Below are 17093 nucleotides of genomic sequence, written 5' to 3' on the forward strand. Positions count from 1 at the left end.
CCTTTTGCATTTCTACCAGACAGGGAATCCCGATGACCGAAATCACTCGCATACCGCTCCAGCCGATTGCCAAGGGCGCGCTGACCAAGCTCTGGCTGGGCGTTGCCGCCGCCGCGCTTGCCGCCGGCGCGGTCGTCTGGTCCAGCCTGCCCCCCAGCGTCGATGTCGAAGTGGTCAAGGAAGGCGCCGGCGCCTCGCCGACCGAAACCGATGTCGTGACGATCAACTACAAGGGCACGCTGCCCGACGGTAAAGTGTTCGACGAAGGCCAGGGCGCCAAGCTGCCGATGCAGGGCATCATTCCGGGCTTTGTCGAGGCGCTTGAGCAGATGAAGCCGGGCGGCAAGTACAAGGTGATGATCCCGGCGGCCAAGGCCTATGGCAAGGAAGGCGCGCCCGGCATCGCCCCGAACACCGATCTCAATTTCGAAATCGAACTGATCAAGGTTCAGGGCCGCGCCCAGGCCGAAGCGGAAATGCAGGCCGAACAGATGAAGGCGATGGAAGCCGCTGCTGCCGCCGAAAAGGGCGGCAAGAAGAGCGGCACCGGCGTTCCTCCGGGCGGCATGCCCAAGGATGCCAGCGGGGAAGCCCCGGCCAAGCCCGAATAATCCAATCGAGGTGAATTGATACAATGTCGGTCGATACTGCCACGGTGGCCAAAATCGCCGCGCTGGCCCGCATCAAGGTGAGCGAGGCCGAGTTGGAAGCGATGGTGCCCGAACTCAACGGGATTCTGGCCTGGGTCGAACAGCTGGGCGAAGTCGATGTCACCGGGATCGAACCGATGACCGCGGTGATCGAAAACCAGCTGCGGCTGCGCGATGACGTGATCAATGCCGATCCGCTGACCGGCGGAGACAATCGCGAAGGCGTTCTGGCCAATGCCCCGGCCCGCCAGGACGGGTTCTTCGGCGTGCCCAAGGTGATTGAGTGATGATGACGCAGGCTTCCTTCAAGTCCCCCTCCCGCAGGCGGGAGGGGCTAGGGGTGGGCGCGAGGCCGCAGGTCTCGCTGGGCCGCAAGGCCCACCCCCAACCCCTCCCGCCTGCGGGAGGGGAGAAAGCATGACTGATCTCACCAATCTGGGCGTCGCCGCGATCCGCGACGGGGTCGCCGCCGGAGACTTCACCGCCGTCGAAGTGGCCGAGGCGTTCAACGCCAATGTCGCCGCCGCGGCTGCGCTCAATGCCTTCATCGTCACCACCCCGGAACGCGCGATCGAGGCCGCTCAGGCCACCGACGCCCGGCGCGCAGCGGGCCAGCCGCTCGGCAAGATGGGCGGCGTGCCGATCGGGATGAAGGACCTGTTCGCCACCAAGGGCGTGCAGACCACCGCGGCCAGCCATATCCTCGAAGGCTTCGTGCCCGAATACGAAAGCACCGTTTCCCAGAAGCTGTGGGATGCCGGGGCGGGGATGCTGGGCAAGCTCAACCTCGATCAGTTCGCGATGGGCTCGTCGAACGAGACCAGCTACTTCGGCAACGTGATCAGCCCCTGGCGCCGCAACGATGGCGGCAATGCGGCGATGGCCCCGGGCGGCAGCTCGGGCGGCAGCTCCGCAGCCGTTTCCGCGCGGCTCGCACCGGCCGCGACCGGGACCGACACCGGCGGCTCGATCCGCCAGCCGGCCGCCTTCACCGGCATTTCCGGGATCAAGCCGACATACGGCCGCTGCAGCCGCTGGGGCATCGTCGCCTTCGCCTCCAGCCTCGATCAGGCTGGGCCGATGGCGCGCGACGTGCGCGATTGCGCGATCATGCTGGAGGCGATGGCCGGGTTCGATCCCAAGGATGCGACCAGCCTCGATCTGCCGGTGCCCGCCTGGGAAGCCGGGCTCAGCGCCGACATGAAGGGCAAGAAGGTCGGCATTCCGCGCGAATACCGGATGGACGGAATGGACGCCGATGTCGCCGCCAGCTGGGATCAGGGGATCGCCTGGCTGAAGGATGCCGGGGCCGAGATCGTCGAAATCAGCCTGCCGCACACCAAATATGCACTGCCGGCCTATTACATCATCGCGCCGGCCGAAGCCTCAAGCAACCTCGCCCGCTATGACGGGGTCCGCTATGGCCTGCGCGATCTGCCCGATGGGGCCGGCCTGCAGGACATGTACGCCGCCACCCGCGCTGCCGGGTTCGGGCCAGAGGTCAAGCGCCGGATCTTGATCGGCACCTATGTGCTCAGCGCCGGCTTCTATGACGCCTATTACACCCAGGCGCAGAAGGTCCGCACGCTGATCAGCCACGATTACAAGAACGCGTTTACCGAATGCGACGTGATCCTGGCCCCGACCGCTCCGACTGCCGCCTTCGGCCTCGGCGAAAAGAGCGACGATCCGCTGGCGATGTACCTCAACGATGTGTTTGCGGTACCGGCTTCGCTGGCCGGCTTGCCGGCGATGTCGGTTCCGGCTGGGCTGAACCGCGAAGGGCTGCCGCTGGGCTTGCAGATCGTCGGTCGTCCGTTCGATGAGCAGGGCGTGCTGAATGCCGGGCTGGTGATCGAGCAGCGAGCGCATTTCTCGGCCAAGCCGGAGCGGTGGTGGTGACTGAACCTTTGGAGACGCATCGCGATCGCCGACTCGGCGAACAAGTTGATGCGGAACTCGAACGCGACGATGTAATTCGTGCAATGGCCGGTCCTCGATACTCCATGGCCTTTCTTGGGTTACCAATTGCCCTTGCCAGAATGTTCAGCGGATTTGTGCGTCGGCACGGCGCCAGGAAACTTTGAAATGAGCAACACGGCCTATCGCATCCAGGGCGCAACCGGTGAGTGGGAGGTCGTCATCGGCCTTGAAGTTCACGCGCAGGTTACTTCCAATTCCAAGCTGTTCTCCGGCGCGGCGACCGCTTTCGGGGCAGAGCCCAACACCCAGGTCAGCCTGGTCGACGCGGCCATGCCGGGGATGCTGCCGGTGCCCAACCGCGAATGCATCCGCCAGGCGGTCCGCACCGGGATGGCGGTCGGCGCGCAGATCAACAAATGGTCGCGGTTTGACCGCAAGAACTACTTCTACGCCGATCTGCCGCAGGGCTACCAGATCAGCCAGCTTTACCACCCGCTGGTGGGTGAGGGCGCGCTGGAGGTGATCCTGGACGAGAAGGACCCGGAAGGCAGCACCAAGACCATCGGGATCGAGCGGATCCACGTTGAGCAGGATGCCGGCAAGCTGATGCACGATCAGCATCCGACCATGTCCTATGTCGACCTCAACCGCTCAGGCGTGGCGCTGATGGAAATCGTCAGCCGCCCGGACATGCGTTCGCCGGCCGAGGCGGGGGCTTACCTTGCCAAGCTGCGCCAGATCCTGCGCTACGTCGGCTCGTGCGACGGCAACATGGACCAGGGCTCGATGCGCGCGGACGTCAACGTATCGGTGCGCCGCCCGGGCGATGAATTCGGCACCCGGACCGAGACCAAGAACGTCAACTCGGTCCGCTTCGTGATGGCCGTGGTTGAAAGCGAGGCGCGCCGCCAGGTCGATCTGATCGAGGACGGCGGCACGGTGGTGCAGGAAACCCGGCTTTACGATCCCGACCGGAACGAAACGCGGAGCATGCGCAGCAAGGAAGACGCGCACGATTACCGCTATTTCCCCGATCCCGATCTGCTGCCGCTGGAACTGGACGACGCCTTCCTGGAAGATTGCCGCGCCAGCCTGCCCGAACTGCCCGATGCCAAGCGCCATCGCTATGAAACCGCGCTGGGGCTTTCGCCTTACAATGCCAATGCGCTGACCGCCGATGTCCAGACCGCGCGCGAGTTCGAGGCGCTGCTGACCTCGGTCGCCGCGGCCAGTGGCAAGGGCGAAGCCGACGTGGCCAAGCGGGTGGCCAACTGGATGCTGTCCGAACAGCCGGGCGTATTGAGCGCCGCCGGGGTCGGTTCGGATCACGCCAAGAACACGATCGAAGCCAACACCGCGATCGTCGTCGCGACCGAAAGCGGGCTGATCTCAGGCTCCAAGGCCAAGGAGATTTTCGAGACCTATCTGACCGGCGATGTCGACCTTGCGGCTGAGATCGAGGCCAACAAGCAGACCAGCGATACCGGCGCGATCGAGGCCGCAGTCGACGCGATCCTGGCCGCCAATGCCGACAAGATCGCCGAGTACAAGGCCGGCAAGGAGAACCTGTTCGGCTTCTTCGTCGGCCAGACGATGAAGGCGATGCAGGGCAAGGGCAACCCGCAGCTGGTCAACCAGGTGCTGCGGGCGAAGCTGGGCTGAAGGCAGCGCGAACCTTCTGAATTGCCAATAGCCCTTCCCCTGAGAGGAAGGGAGCGAAAGCGAAAAAGGGGCGCCGGAGTAATCCTCCGGCGCCCCTTTGCATTGACGGATGTCCGGGCTCAGCCCTTGCGGGTGCCGCTCAGCGGGAACGAACCGAACGCGCCGGCCTTGACGGTGCCGGTGATGGTGTCGCCATCGACAGTGGCTTCGCCTTCCAGCGTCATCGGCATCGGGACGGTCATCTTCATCGTCCAGGTCAGCTTGTTGCCATCGACCTTGCCGTTTTCCATTTCCATCGAACCCATCGCCCCGGCGTTGGTGCCGCTGAAGGTGTCACCATCGACGACGATGGTCACGTCACTCTTCTGGTCGCCCATCGGGGTCTTGGTCACGCATTCGTAAGTGCCGGCAACAGACATGTCTTCTCTCCTGAATCGTGTGCAACTTACAGTGGGGTAAGTTGTCCAATCACTCGCCCTTTGCCGCCTCGCTGTCAACGGGGGTTACGACCTCGATCGGCAGGCCGAGCGGCTGCAGCTGCGGCTCGACGCTTTTGCGATCGCCGACTACGACATAGACCAGACCATCGGGCTGCAAGTACTGCGCCGCCGCCGCGTCCATCGCCTTGGCGTCGACCGCGCGGTAGCGGCTCGGCAGGGTCGCCTGGTAATCGTCCGGACGGCCCGGTTGCTGGTTGGAAACCAGCGCGCCCAGCACCTGGCTGTTGGTTTCATAGCGGTTGGGCAAGCCGCGGATATTGCCGTCGGTAGCGCGGTTGAACTCGGTCTGGTCGACCCCCTTCTTGTTGGGGAAACCGGCCATCTGCCCGCGGATCGCGGTGATTGCGGCGCCGGTCTTGTCGCTCTGCACCGGGGCAATCACCACCAGGCTGCGCGGTCCCCTGGGGCTGCGAACCAGGCTGCGTACGCCATAGGACCAGCCCTTGTCCTCGCGCAGGTCGAGGTTGAGGCGGCTCAGGAAGTTGTTGCCCAGCACTTCATTGGCGAGGTCAAGGGCTTCCATCCCCTGCTGCCGTCCGGTGAAGGGCAGGACCCGCCCGGCGACGATCACCGATTGCGGCGAACCGGGCCGGTCGATCAGTACCACCCGCGGGCGCGGAGCGGGGATTGCCGCATCGAGCGACTTGACCGCACGCGGGCTGAGCGGGGCCTTCCAGTCTCCGAAGGAGGCTTCGAGCATCGGCAGCAGGCGGTCCATCGGAATGTCCCCGACCACGGTGATCGTAACGTTGTCAGGTCGTAGCCACTTGGCCTGTGCGATCCTCAGCTTGGCGGAATTGATTGCCTTGACCGAACCCGCTTGCCCCAGCCCGTCGGCCGGCTGGCCATAGGGATGGTCGGGGCCAAACAGGATCGGGGTGAGTGAGCGGCTGGCGAGCGCCGAGGGGCTGGCATTGGCCTGGGCGATATCGGCCAGTTGCTGATCGCGCGCCCGGGCCACATCTGCGTCGCGCAAAGCTGGCCGACGGACCACATCGGCAAGCAGATCGAGCGACGGGGCCAGATTGGCCGACAAGGCGGACAACGAGACGGTCGAGCTGTCGATCCCGGTGCTGGTGTTGATCCTTGCGCCCAACCGCTCCTGATCCTCGGCGATCTGGGTGGCGTCGCGGCTTTCGGTTCCTTCGTCGAGCACGTCGAGCAGCAAGCGCTGGGTGCCGGGGGCATCCTGCGCATCGGCGGCATAACCGGCATCGAAGCTCAGGTTTACCAGCACCGTCGGCACGCTGCTGCGCCGGGCCAGTACCACCGGGATCCCGTTCGACAAGGAAGCGCGCTCAACCTTGGGGAAATCGAGATCGCCGACCGGATCGACCGGCGGAAATTCGCGCTTGGGCCCGGTCGCCAGCTTGGCGGCGGGCTTCTTCGCGTCGGGCTTGGGCGGGGGAGACAGGGCCTCATCGCCCCAGCCGCCCATCTTGTCGCCCTGCTCGGTCCGTTCGCCCGGGCTGACGGCCAGCGCAAAGACAGGCCGGCCCAGCCAGCGCTGCATCGCGCTTTGGACTTCGCCCGGGGTCAGGCTGGCGGTCCGTTCCAGGTCTTTTTTGAATTGCAGCGGATCGCCCGAATAGAGCTGCCCTTCGGCCAGTTGTGCGCCTTTGCCGGAAAAGCCGCCGACCTGCTCGAGGCTGAAGATCTGGCTGGACACGCTGCTGGTCGCGGCGCGGCGGAGCTCGTCCGCGCTGGGTCCGTCCTTCAGGATTGCGGCAATCTCGGCATCCAGCGCCGCCTCGGCGGTGGCGCGATCGACCCCCGGCTTGATGTCCATCTGCACCTGCAGATAGCTGGAATCCTCGAACTGATAGACGAAGGCGGCGACCGAGGTGGCATAGCCCTTGCCCCGGACCAGCGCATTGTCGAGCCGCGACGAGGCCAGCCCGCCCAGCACCCGCATCCCGGCATCGAGCGGGAGGGCATCGGCGCTGTTCATCCCGGGGCCGGTCCACACGCGGTAAATTCGTACCTGCGGCACCTGATCGGTCATCTCGCGCCGGACCGGGGCGGGCAGGGTGACCGGGCCGCCTGCGGTTTTGACCACTTCGGGTCCGCGCGGGATCGCGCCGAACCACTTTTCGACCTTGGGCCGCGCCGTAGCGGCGTCGATATCGCCGGACAGGACCAGGACCACGTTGTTGGGGGCATAATTGCCGGTGAACCAGCCGCGTACGTCGCCGAGGCTGGCGGCGTCGAGATCAGCCATCGATCCGATCGTGGCGTGGCGATAGGGATGGCCGACCGGGAACAGGCCTTCGCCGATCGCATAGTCGACCAGCCCGTAGGTGTCGTTGTCACCCTGACGCTTCTCGTTCTGGACAACGCCGCGCTGCTTGTCGAGCTTGTCCTGGGTTACCGCGCCGAGCAGGTGGCCCATCCGGTCGCTTTCCATGAACAGCGTCAGGTCGGTCGCGCCGGTGGGTACGGTCTGGACGTAATTGGTCCGGTCAAAGCCGGTCGAGCCGTTGGTCGGAGTGGAGCCGGCAGCCTCCAGCGGCACGTCGAAGTTGGGGACGTTTTCGCTGCCGCCGAACATCAGGTGTTCGAACAGGTGGGCAAAGCCGGTACGGCCCTTGGGCTCGTGCTTTGACCCGACCCGATAATAGGTGGTCACCCCCACGATCGGGGCCTTGCGATCGGTATGGACCAGCACGGTCAGCCCGTTGGCGAGAACGAACTTTTCATAGGGAATGTCGACCTTGGCGACCAGTTCGCTCAGAGGTGCGGGCTGCGGGGCAGGCCTTGCAGCTGGTACTTTCGGAGCAGGGGGCGCCGATGCGACGCTCGATCCGGGCGCGCTGGCGCAAGCAGACAGGGCAAGGGCGAGCAGTGAAGTGGCGATCAGGCGGCGCATTGGCGAAAGGTCCCCGGTTTGTCAGTCCTCACCGCAGCTTAGCCACGACAGTCGGTCCGGCCAGCCCCTTGTTCGACGAACAGCATGCCCAAAAGGATCGGCGCGTTGTGGCTGCGCAATTCCGGCTAGAATACTTCTACAAAATTTCCGCAACTTCGGCTCGACAAGTTATTCGGCGGCGCGAAGCTTCCCATTATTGGCACTGCGGAGTTTGGGGCCGTCGGCCGCACAATTCAGATGGAGGGAAAATGACTCGCAAAAAGATGACCGGCCTTATTCTGGCCGCGCTACCGTTCGCTGCACTTGCCGCGCCAACAGCAGTTCACGCGCAGGAAGCCGGGGACCTGATCCCCGATTCTTATATCTGTGTATTCCACAAGGCGGCAGTATCGCGCGGTCAGGTCCAGTCGGAGGCCAATCGCGCCGCCCAGGCCCAGGGCGGACGGGTCACCCGCGTCTACGGCACCGCCCTGCGCGGCTTTGCCGTGAATATGCCGGACTATGCGGTTGCGCGGATGAAGGCCAAGAACCCCAACATCGCCTATTGCGAGCAAGACCAGATCATGGCGATCCCGCCATTGCATATCTCCGCCAGGCCGGGCGGCGGCGGCGGCACCCAGCCCGCCCAGGTAATCCCTTGGGGCATAACCCGGGTCAAGGGCGGGGGAGCCGGCACCTTCGGCACCGCCTGGGTAATCGACACCGGTATCGATTTCACCCATCCCGACCTCAACGTCGATACTGCGCGCAGCCGCAGCTTCTTGGGAGGCACCACCACCCCGGCCGATCAGAACGGCCACGGCACCCATGTCGCCGGGACCATTGCCGCGCTGAATAACACCATTGGCGTGATCGGCGTTTCGCCAGGTGCCCGTGTGGTTGCAGTGCGCGTGCTCGATCGCCGCGGTTCGGGTTCGAACTCGGGCGTGATCGCGGGCGTTGAATATGTCGCAGCCAACGGCCAGCCGGGCGATGTCGCCAACATGAGCCTCGGTGGCGGGGTCAGCCAGGCGCTTGACGATGCGGTGGTCACGGCTGCTTCGGGCGGCGTGAAGTTCGCGCTGGCTGCCGGCAATGAAACTGACAATGCCAACAACCATTCGCCGGCCCGTGCCAATGGCCCGAACGTCTACACCGTTTCGGCCTTCGCCAACGGCAACACCTGGGCCAGCTTTTCGAACTATGGCAACCCGCCGATCGATTATGCCGAGCCCGGCGTATCGATCAAGTCGACCTGGCTGAGCGGTGGCTACAACACCATCAGCGGCACCTCGATGGCCACTCCGCACCTCGCCGGCATCCTGCTGGCCCGGGCGACCCCGGCTGCCGACGGCGTGGTCAGCGGCGATCCGGCTGCTCCGGCGGACACGATCGGCACCCGCTGATCCGTTTTCCAGGACAAGACGCGAAGGGGCTCGGGAAACCGGGCCCCTTTTCGTCTGCGCCGCTTTGGAGACGACCGTGCGGCTTCTTCGCGTGTCGGGTCAGACCGGCGCGGTGGACCGGCAAGGGGCCTGTCCCAAGGGTCAGCCTTGCTTGCGCCACGGCACAGCGCTAGCGCTGCGGAAGATAATAACACCGGGGAGATACCCATGCGTTTCGCCGCGCCTTTGCTGGCCCTTGCCCTGATTGCCGTACCTGCCGCGGTCATTGCCGCTGAAGCACACAGCTTCGATCCTGAAGCCGTTCGGGCGCATGTTACCTTTCTGGCCGACGATACGATGGACGGGCGCGGATCGGGCAGCAAAGGCTATCAGATCGCAGCGAATTATGTTGCCAGCCAGTTCATGGCGATCGGCGCAACGCCGATGGGCGATCCCGGCAAGGGCAGCTTCTTCCAGCAGGTCCCGCTGCGCGAAAGCAAGCTGGTCGGACAGCCGGTGCTGACGCTGAGCGGCAAGGGCAAGTCGATCCGGTTCGACAGCAAGGATGGCGTACTGATCGGCCCCAGCGCGGCCGAGGTGCAGCAGGTGGTGGAAGCGCCGGTGGTCTTTGCCGGTTACGGGATTGACCGGCCCGATCTGAAGATCAGGGACTATGACCGGCTCAACGTGAAGGGCAAGATCGTGGTCGTGCTTAGCGGGTTTCCCAAGGGGATGAATTCCGAGCTTGGTGCGCACCTGAGCGCGGACAAGGCGCGAATGGCCATGAAGCGCGGCGCGATCGGGGTGATCACGATCCCGACCCTGGCCGATACCAAACGCCGCCCGTGGGAACGGCGGATGCAGATGTCGGGTGAGCCGCGCTCAAACTGGCTTCAGGCCGATGGCGCCCCGTTCCTGCGCGCGCCCGGCATCCGCGCCGATGCCACGCTCAATCCCGACAAGGCCGCCGCCCTGTTCGGCGAAGGCAAGCAGAGCCTGGCCGCGATTCTGGCCGAGGCTGACAAGGCCGGCGGGCGGCCCAAGGGCTTCGCCCTGGGAATGACCGCCAGGCTGGAACGGACCAGCGAATTCCGCGCCTATTCCAGCCCCAATGTCGTGGCGATGATCCCCGGCTCCGATCCCGGCGTTGCGGGCGAATATGTGTTGATGACCGCGCACCTCGATCACATCGGCGATCACGGCAAGGGCGATGACAAGATCAACAACGGTGCGATGGACAATGCCGCCGGGATCGCCACCATGATCGAGGTTGCCAAAGCGCTCAGCAAGGATGGCAAGCGCCCGCGCCGCCCGATCCTGTTCGCCGCCGTGACCAACGAGGAAAGCGGCCTGATCGGTTCGGAATACCTCGCGCGCAATCCGGTGACGGGCAAGGGCCGGGTGGTCGCCGTGGTCAATTTCGACATGCCGATCCTGACTTACCGCTTCACCGACCTGGTGGCCTTTGGTGCCGAAAACTCGACGCTGGGCCCCGTGGTGGCCGAGGCGGCCGGGCAGGCCGGGATCGCGCTCTCGCCCGATCCGCTACCAGAGGAAGGGCTGTTCACCCGGTCCGACCACTACCGCTTCGTCCAGCAGGGCGTCCCTTCGATCTTCCTGATGACCGGGCACGCGGGACCGGGCAAGGAGGCGTTCAATGGCTTTCTCGCCCAGCACTATCACCGCCCGAGCGATGACCTGAACCTGCCGTTTGACTGGGTGGCGGGCGCCAAGTTCGCCGAGGTAAACTATTACATCGTTCGCGCGATCGCCGACCAGGCCGAGGCGCCGCGCTGGTATGGCGACAGTTTCTTCGGCAAGGAATTCGCGCCTGCCGCGCCAAAGGCGGTGCGCCCGAAAACCTGAGGGACTTGCGCCGCATCAACGACAGGCCGGGGTCTCTGCGCGACAATTCTCGCGCGCACCCCTTGTGTTGCCAATGCGCAACACTATCTCTGGGTGTAACAGGAGGCTGATACACCCATGAACCTTGAGAAATTCACCGATCGCGCCAAGGGTTTCCTGCAAAGCGCACAGACTGTCGCGATCCGCCTGAACCATCAGCGGATCACCCCCGAACACGTGCTCAAGGCCCTGCTTGAGGACGAGGAAGGCATGGCGTCTGGCCTGATCCAGCGCGCCGGCGGCAACCCGCAGATCGCGGTGGCCAAGGTTGACGAGGCGCTGGCCAAGATTCCGGCGGTGTCAGGCAGCGGCGCTCAGGCCGCGCCGGGGCTGGAAAACTATTCAGTCCGCGTGCTCGATCAGGCCGAGCAACTCGCCGCCAAGGCCGGGGACAGCTATGTCTCGGTCCAGCGGATGCTTCAGGCGCTGGCGCTCGGCACCACCAACATGGCCGGTCAGGCGCTGAAGGCGGCCGGGGTCGACGCGCAAAAGCTCGAAGCGGCAATCCAGGAACTGACTGGCGGGCGGACGGCCGACAATGCCAGCGCCGAAAACGCCTATGACGCGATGAAGAAGTACGCCCGCGACATGACGCAGGCCGCACGCGACGGCAAGCTCGATCCGGTGATTGGCCGCGACGAGGAGATCCGCCGCACGATCCAGATCCTCGCCCGCCGCACCAAGAACAACCCGGCGCTGATCGGCGAGCCGGGCGTCGGCAAGACCGCGATCGCCGAAGGCCTCGCGCTGCGCATCGCCAATGGCGACGTGCCCGACAGCCTCAAGGACCGGCGCCTGATGTCGCTCGACATGGGCAGCCTGATTGCGGGCGCCAAGTACCGCGGCGAGTTCGAAGAACGGCTCAAGGCCGTGCTGGACGAGGTCAAGGGCGCCGAGGGCGAGATCATCCTGTTCATCGACGAAATGCACACCCTGATCGGGGCGGGCAAGTCGGAAGGGGCGATGGATGCATCCAACCTGCTCAAGCCCGCGCTGGCCCGCGGCGAACTGCACTGCATCGGTGCGACCACGCTCGACGAATACCAGAAGCACGTCGAGAAGGACCCGGCGCTGCAACGCCGGTTCCAGCCGGTGTTCGTGGGCGAGCCGACCGTGGAGGACACGATCTCGATCCTGCGCGGGCTCAAAGACCGCTATGAGCTGCACCACGGCGTGCGGATTACCGACAGCGCGATCGTCGCCGCAGCGACGCTCAGCAACCGGTATATCGCCGACCGTTTCCTGCCCGACAAGGCGATCGACCTGATGGACGAGGCCGCCAGCCGGATCCGGATGGAAGTTGAGTCCAAGCCCGAGGAGATCGAAGTCCTCGACCGCCGGATTATCCAGCTCAAGATCGAGGAAATGGCGCTGGCCAAGGAGACCGATACGGCCAGCAAGGACCGGCTCGCCGCGCTGCGCGGGGAACTGGCCGGGCTGGAGGAACAATCCTCCGCACTGACCGTGCGCTGGCAGGGTGAGCGTGACAAGATCGCAGCCGAAGGCAAGATCAAGGAACAGCTCGACGCTGCCCGGATCGAGCTTGAACAGGCCCAGCGCCAGGGCGACCTCGCCAAGGCCGGGGAGCTGTCCTACGGCCGCATTCCGGAGCTCGAAAAGCAGCTCGCCGAAGCCGGGACCGTGGGTGAGAACGCGCTGCTGCGCGAAGAAGTTACCGCCGAAGACATCGCCTCGGTCGTCGCCAAGTGGACCGGCGTGCCGGTTGAACGGATGATGGAGGGTGAGCGCGAAAAGCTGCTCAAGATGGAAGAAGTGATCGGCCAGCGGGTGATCGGCCAGCAGGACGCGGTGCTCGCCGTGTCCAAGGCCGTGCGCCGCGCGCGGGCCGGACTGCAGGATCCGAACCGGCCGCTGGGGTCATTCCTGTTCCTCGGCCCCACGGGCGTCGGCAAGACCGAACTGACCAAGGCGCTCGCCGGGTTCCTGTTCGACGATGACACCGCGATGGTCCGGATCGACATGAGCGAGTTCATGGAGAAGCATTCGGTCAGCCGCCTGATCGGCGCGCCTCCGGGCTATGTCGGCTATGACGAGGGCGGGGTGCTGACCGAGGCGGTGCGGCGCCGGCCCTATCAGGTCGTGCTGTTCGACGAGGTCGAGAAAGCCCATGCCGACGTCTTCAACGTGCTGTTGCAGGTGCTCGATGACGGCCGCCTGACCGACGGGCAGGGGCGGGTCGTGGATTTCACCAACACCCTGATCATCCTGACCAGCAATCTCGGCAGCCAGTACCTCGCCAATCTGGAAGACGGGCAGGATGTGGAAAGCGTCGAGCCGCAGGTGATGGAAATGGTGCGCGGGCATTTCCGGCCCGAATTCCTCAACCGGCTGGACGAGATCATCCTGTTCCACCGCCTTGGTGTCGAGCACATGGCTCCGATCGTCGAGATTCAGGTCGGGCGGGTCGCCAAGTTGCTCAAGGATCGCAAGATCACGATCGAGCTGACCGATGCCGCCAAGCGCTGGCTTGGCCGGGTCGGCTACGATCCGGTCTATGGGGCAAGGCCGCTGAAGCGCGCGGTGCAGCGCTATCTGCAGGATCCGCTGGCGGAAAAGCTGCTCGGCGGGGAAGTGCCCGATGGCAGCACCGTGAAGATCGACGAAGGCGACGGCGCGCTGGTGATGGTCGTGACCTGAGAGTCGGGTCAGCCCAGCGCAAAAGAAAAAGGGCGGCGTGGTTTGCCACGCCGCCCTTTTTTTTGGCTGTGACGCCCAGGCTTAGAAGTTCGCCTTGAACCCGGCGTACATCATGCGGCCATAGGTGTCGTACGGATCGCCGCCGGCAGTGCCGAGCAGGCCGAACGGCGGCTTCTTGTCCATGAAGTTGTCGATGCCGAAGTAGAAATTGTACTTGTTGTCCGACAGTTCGATGTTCACCCGCACGTTGTGATAGATCGCGCCCGGGTAGTACACCACCTTGGTTAGATCGTTGTTCTGCGGGTCCAGTGTGGCAAGCTGACCGGCAGTGCAGGTGCGGCCAGAGAAGCCCGTCAGGCCGTTGGTCGGGCACAGACCGATATACTGGTGCTGCGCTTCCCAGGTGCCGATCGACTGCTTGCCGATATACCGCGCCGAGTAGGTCAGGTCGATCGGACCGAAATCATAGTTGAACGAAGCATTGGCGGCCCACAGCGGGTCACCCAGCTCGCCCAGCTGACGATTCGGCACGTTCGGGGCCTGAATGTCGGTGTAGTTGTCGAGCCGGGTCACGCGGGTCCCGATTGCGCGGAACGACAGCTTGTGGCCGTTGTCGAAGGTCTTGCGATAGGCAATATCGACGTCGATCCCGCGGGTCTTCTGCTCGGCGAAGTTCACACCGGTTACCACCCCGGCATAGTCACCGAACAGGCCGCTCGGGTTGCGCGGCAACAGGCCCGGAATGTCCCCGGGGGTTGACGAGCAGTACGGATTGGTGGCGACCGGCGAGGACGAGTCAAAGCACAGGCTGAGCAGCTGAGCCAGGCTTGGCGTCGCGATCAGATTGCGAACGTTGATCCGGTAATAGTCGACCGTCACGCTGAGACCCGGGACGAAGCGAGGCTCGATAACCATACCGATGGTCAGGCTCTTGCCGCGCTCTGCCTGCAGGTTGACGTTGCCGCCCGAACGGAACGACGAAGTCTGGCTGGCCGCGATGCAGTTCCGGAACGGAGCGCCAAGTGCACCCGGGAACGCGGTGCCGGCGCATTCAGCGACCGTCGCGGCGTTGTAGGTGGTCGGCACGCCGAACTGGGCGCAAGTGCCGGTCGGTCCGCCACGGTTCGGGTTGGCAGTGATGTTCGCGCTATCGCAGGGATCGCCGACTTGCGAGAAGTTCTGCGAGAGCGGCGAGAACAGGTCGCTTTGCGTCGGAGCACGCACCGAAGTGGCGAAGGCAACGCGGAACCGGATATCCTCGATCGGCGCGTAGATGCCGTCGATGTTCCAAGCCCAGACCGTTCCGGTCGGCGTGTTGTAATCCGACATCCGGCCTGCACCGCGGACGGTCAGTTCCTTGGCGAACGGCATATCCTTCAGCAAAGGCAGATCGACTTCGCCGAACACTTCCTTGACGGTCAGCTTCGGCGGATTGAACGGCTGGATAGCGTTCAGGAAGGTGCCGCCCGAAACGGTGAGCGGATCCCAGGTCGAACGAGCCGTTTCTTCGCGGTATTCGCCGCCCAGAGCAAAGCCGATCGGCCCGCCGGGAAGCTCGAACAGCTGCGAAAGATCGCCCGAGAGGCTGAACATGATGTCCAGTTCTTCGGCCTTTTCTTCGCGGCGGCCTTCGGTGTTGACGAAAGCGAGCGCGGCCGCGCTGGGCGATCCATCGCCGAACACGTTGATCGGATAGCAGTCCGGACGGGTATTGGTGACTTCGTTGACACGGCAGATCACGCGCTGACCGGCCGAGTTGAGCACGAAGTTGCTGCCCGTGAAGCCTGCCGGGGCCACGATGGCGTCGTAAGCCAGCAGGTAGCCGTCAAAGTTGCCATCAAGGTCGAACAGCTTGAGGTTGTTCAGTGAGCGCTGGCTCGAGGTGAAGCGACCGTAGTTGAGCGAAAGGTCGTACTTCCAGTCATCGTTGAAAGTGCCTTCGAACCCGCCGACAAAGCGATAGGTTTCACGCTTGTGCAGTTCGCCGCGGCCACCGAAGTCGATGTTGAAGCGCGACAGCGAGAACGCCTGGGCCGGCGAGCCGCGGTTCACGGTCGAACCCGGAATCGTCGTCCCCGCAACCGAGGCTCCACAGGTTGCCAGCGAGCGGAAGGTGTTCAGCGCGTTGGCAGTCAGGAAGCCGTTGTCGCAGGTGAAGAACCCGAGCAGGCCGCCCTGGAAGAAGCTTGGCTGGCCCTCCTGGTTGGCATTCACGCGGACATATTTGGCTTCGGCATAGAACCGCAGGGCATCGCTGAAGTCGTAATGGAACAGCAGGTTGGCGCTGTACCGCTCAACCCCGGCCGCCATCATGCCGGTGTTGCGCAGGGTCGAACCCTGTCCGCCGACCTGGTTGCCACTTCCAGCCGGCGCAAACGAGAGGGTCGGGGTATCGATAAACAGATCGCCACCGGTCCCGAACCGCAGGTAACGGCGGGTCGGGCTTGTGGCGCCATCGAGCGCCCGGACCGTACCACCATCGCTGATCGCCGCGTTGCGGACGCCGCAAACGAATTCGCTATCAAAGATGCCGTCGGTTCCATTCGGTTCGCCGGCGGTCGGTTCAATCTGCTGAATCTGGCAGCGGCCCGAATAGGCCCCGGCCAGATCATCGCGATCGCGGAAATAGAGCGGGGTCGCCTTGGCGTATTCGCCAGCGACTGCGATATTGCCGCGTCCGTCGGCGAAGTTGGAACCCCAGGTACCCGAGATGAAGTAGTTTGAACGGTCGCCACGCTGGGTGGTGCCGCCCTGTCCGCGGATCGTCAGACCTTCGAAGTTGCGCTTCAGAACGAAGTTGACGACACCGGCAACGGCATCCGAACCATAGACGGCCGAGTTGCCGCCGGTCACAACGTCAATACGTTCAAGCAGGTCGGTCGGGATCGTATTGACGTCAACCAGGTAGTCGCCCGGCAGCGCCGTGATGTGGCGGCGACCGTTGACGAGGACCAGCGTGCGCGCAGTGCCGAGGCCGCGAAGGTCAAGGATGTTGAGGCCCGAGGTGCCGATAAAGCGGGTCGAGTTGCCCGAGCTGAAGGTCGAACGCAGCGAAGGCAGGTCATTCAGCGCATCGCCCAGCGAAACGTCGCCGCCGTCGGAAAGTTCACCCGGCGCGATCGATGTCAGCGGGACCGGTGAAGAAAGAGTCGGACGCGTCAGGCGCGAACCGGTGCCGACGACGACGATTTCGCCTTTCTCGTCTTTGTCGCATACGCCGTTGTCATTGGCGTCGGCGCAAGCTTCAGCCGAATCGGCCGGGGCGGCGTCCTGCGCCTGTGCGGCGGTAGCAGTTCCAAATGCGGCGAGTGCGAAGGTCGCCAGGCAAGTGGTGGTAGAGAAGGCAGATTTACGGAAGAATTTCATTTCTTTGCCCCTTGGTCCTCTGTCCCTTGAATGGGAAGATTCGTTCGGTTTGGCCGAATGCTGGGGAACCAGCGCAGCCAACAGGCCCTGCACGCAGGACCGGATTCTGCACTCCTGAAATATGTGTCGCGGGCTGGCAATTGTCGAAAAGGCCAAGGCAACTTTTAGCTGCTTGCTGTTGTCAATTTGCCACAGA

Annotated in this window: 10 protein-coding genes; 7 read left to right on the forward strand and 3 right to left on the reverse strand. The window is 64.4% G+C overall.

The window, feature by feature from the left end:
- Positions 1-32: 32 nt before the first annotated feature.
- The 4 genes from B2V17_RS07440 to gatB all read left to right on the forward strand — a co-directional run bounded on the left by B2V17_RS07440 (position 33) and on the right by gatB (position 4235).
- Positions 33-611 (forward strand): FKBP-type peptidyl-prolyl cis-trans isomerase, encoded by a 579-nt coding sequence (locus B2V17_RS07440; RefSeq protein ID WP_292996703.1) that lies wholly within the window; start codon positions 33-35, stop codon positions 609-611.
- Between the two features lie 23 nt (positions 612-634).
- Positions 635-937: an Asp-tRNA(Asn)/Glu-tRNA(Gln) amidotransferase subunit GatC gene (gene gatC, locus B2V17_RS07445; protein ID WP_292996704.1), complete on the forward strand. Its 303-nt coding sequence runs from the start codon at positions 635-637 to the stop codon at positions 935-937.
- A gap of 130 nt (positions 938-1067) precedes the next feature.
- Positions 1068-2552 carry an Asp-tRNA(Asn)/Glu-tRNA(Gln) amidotransferase subunit GatA gene (gatA, locus tag B2V17_RS07450; protein WP_292996705.1) on the forward strand — a complete coding sequence of 495 codons (1485 nt, stop codon included), beginning with the start codon at positions 1068-1070 and terminating at the stop codon, positions 2550-2552.
- Between the two features lie 186 nt (positions 2553-2738).
- Complete coding sequence (gene gatB / locus B2V17_RS07455; RefSeq protein WP_292996706.1) at positions 2739-4235, forward strand: Asp-tRNA(Asn)/Glu-tRNA(Gln) amidotransferase subunit GatB; 1497 nt, start codon at positions 2739-2741, stop codon at positions 4233-4235.
- A 119-nt stretch (positions 4236-4354) separates the two neighbouring features.
- Here the strand turns inward: gatB and B2V17_RS07460 are convergent, their stop codons facing one another.
- Together B2V17_RS07460 and B2V17_RS07465 are read right to left on the reverse strand one after the other, a co-directional pair.
- Positions 4355-4654: a hypothetical protein gene (locus B2V17_RS07460; RefSeq protein ID WP_292996707.1), complete on the reverse strand. Its 300-nt coding sequence runs from the start codon at positions 4652-4654 to the stop codon at positions 4355-4357.
- 49 nt (positions 4655-4703) lie between these two features.
- Complete coding sequence (locus B2V17_RS07465) at positions 4704-7604, reverse strand: M16 family metallopeptidase (protein WP_292996708.1); 2901 nt, start codon at positions 7602-7604, stop codon at positions 4704-4706.
- 248 nt (positions 7605-7852) lie between these two features.
- On the opposite strand from B2V17_RS07465, the gene B2V17_RS07470 reads away from it, so the two are divergent.
- From B2V17_RS07470 to clpB, 3 genes are all read left to right on the forward strand, one after another.
- Positions 7853-8989: a S8 family serine peptidase gene (locus tag B2V17_RS07470; RefSeq protein ID WP_292996709.1), complete on the forward strand. Its 1137-nt coding sequence runs from the start codon at positions 7853-7855 to the stop codon at positions 8987-8989.
- Between the two features lie 207 nt (positions 8990-9196).
- Positions 9197-10834, forward strand: coding sequence for a M28 family metallopeptidase (locus tag B2V17_RS07475; protein WP_292996710.1), 1638 nt, complete (start codon positions 9197-9199; stop codon positions 10832-10834).
- A gap of 117 nt (positions 10835-10951) precedes the next feature.
- Positions 10952-13531: an ATP-dependent chaperone ClpB gene (gene clpB / locus B2V17_RS07480; protein WP_292996711.1), complete on the forward strand. Its 2580-nt coding sequence runs from the start codon at positions 10952-10954 to the stop codon at positions 13529-13531.
- 81 nt (positions 13532-13612) lie between these two features.
- Here the strand turns inward: clpB and B2V17_RS07485 are convergent, their stop codons facing one another.
- On the reverse strand, positions 13613-16897 hold the full coding sequence (locus B2V17_RS07485) for a TonB-dependent receptor domain-containing protein (protein WP_292996712.1): 3285 nt from the start codon (positions 16895-16897) through the stop codon (positions 13613-13615).
- Positions 16898-17093 lie beyond the last annotated feature (196 nt).

It is taken from the genome of Novosphingobium sp. UBA6272 (assembly GCF_002440635.1).
In the GTDB taxonomy this organism is placed as follows: Bacteria; Pseudomonadota; Alphaproteobacteria; order Sphingomonadales; family Sphingomonadaceae; genus Novosphingobium.

Coding starts and splice junctions, on each gene's coding strand:
- B2V17_RS07440 (WP_292996703.1), top strand. CDS start 33: ATGACCGAAATCACTCGCATACCGCTCCAGCCGATTGCCAAGGGCGCG.
- gatC (WP_292996704.1), top strand. CDS start 635: ATGTCGGTCGATACTGCCACGGTGGCCAAAATCGCCGCGCTGGCCCGC.
- gatA (WP_292996705.1), top strand. CDS start 1,068: ATGACTGATCTCACCAATCTGGGCGTCGCCGCGATCCGCGACGGGGTC.
- gatB (WP_292996706.1), top strand. CDS start 2,739: ATGAGCAACACGGCCTATCGCATCCAGGGCGCAACCGGTGAGTGGGAG.
- B2V17_RS07460 (WP_292996707.1), bottom strand. CDS start 4,654: ATGTCTGTTGCCGGCACTTACGAATGCGTGACCAAGACCCCGATGGGC.
- B2V17_RS07465 (WP_292996708.1), bottom strand. CDS start 7,604: ATGCGCCGCCTGATCGCCACTTCACTGCTCGCCCTTGCCCTGTCTGCT.
- B2V17_RS07470 (WP_292996709.1), top strand. CDS start 7,853: ATGACTCGCAAAAAGATGACCGGCCTTATTCTGGCCGCGCTACCGTTC.
- B2V17_RS07475 (WP_292996710.1), top strand. CDS start 9,197: ATGCGTTTCGCCGCGCCTTTGCTGGCCCTTGCCCTGATTGCCGTACCT.
- clpB (WP_292996711.1), top strand. CDS start 10,952: ATGAACCTTGAGAAATTCACCGATCGCGCCAAGGGTTTCCTGCAAAGC.
- B2V17_RS07485 (WP_292996712.1), bottom strand. CDS start 16,897: ATGAAATTCTTCCGTAAATCTGCCTTCTCTACCACCACTTGCCTGGCG.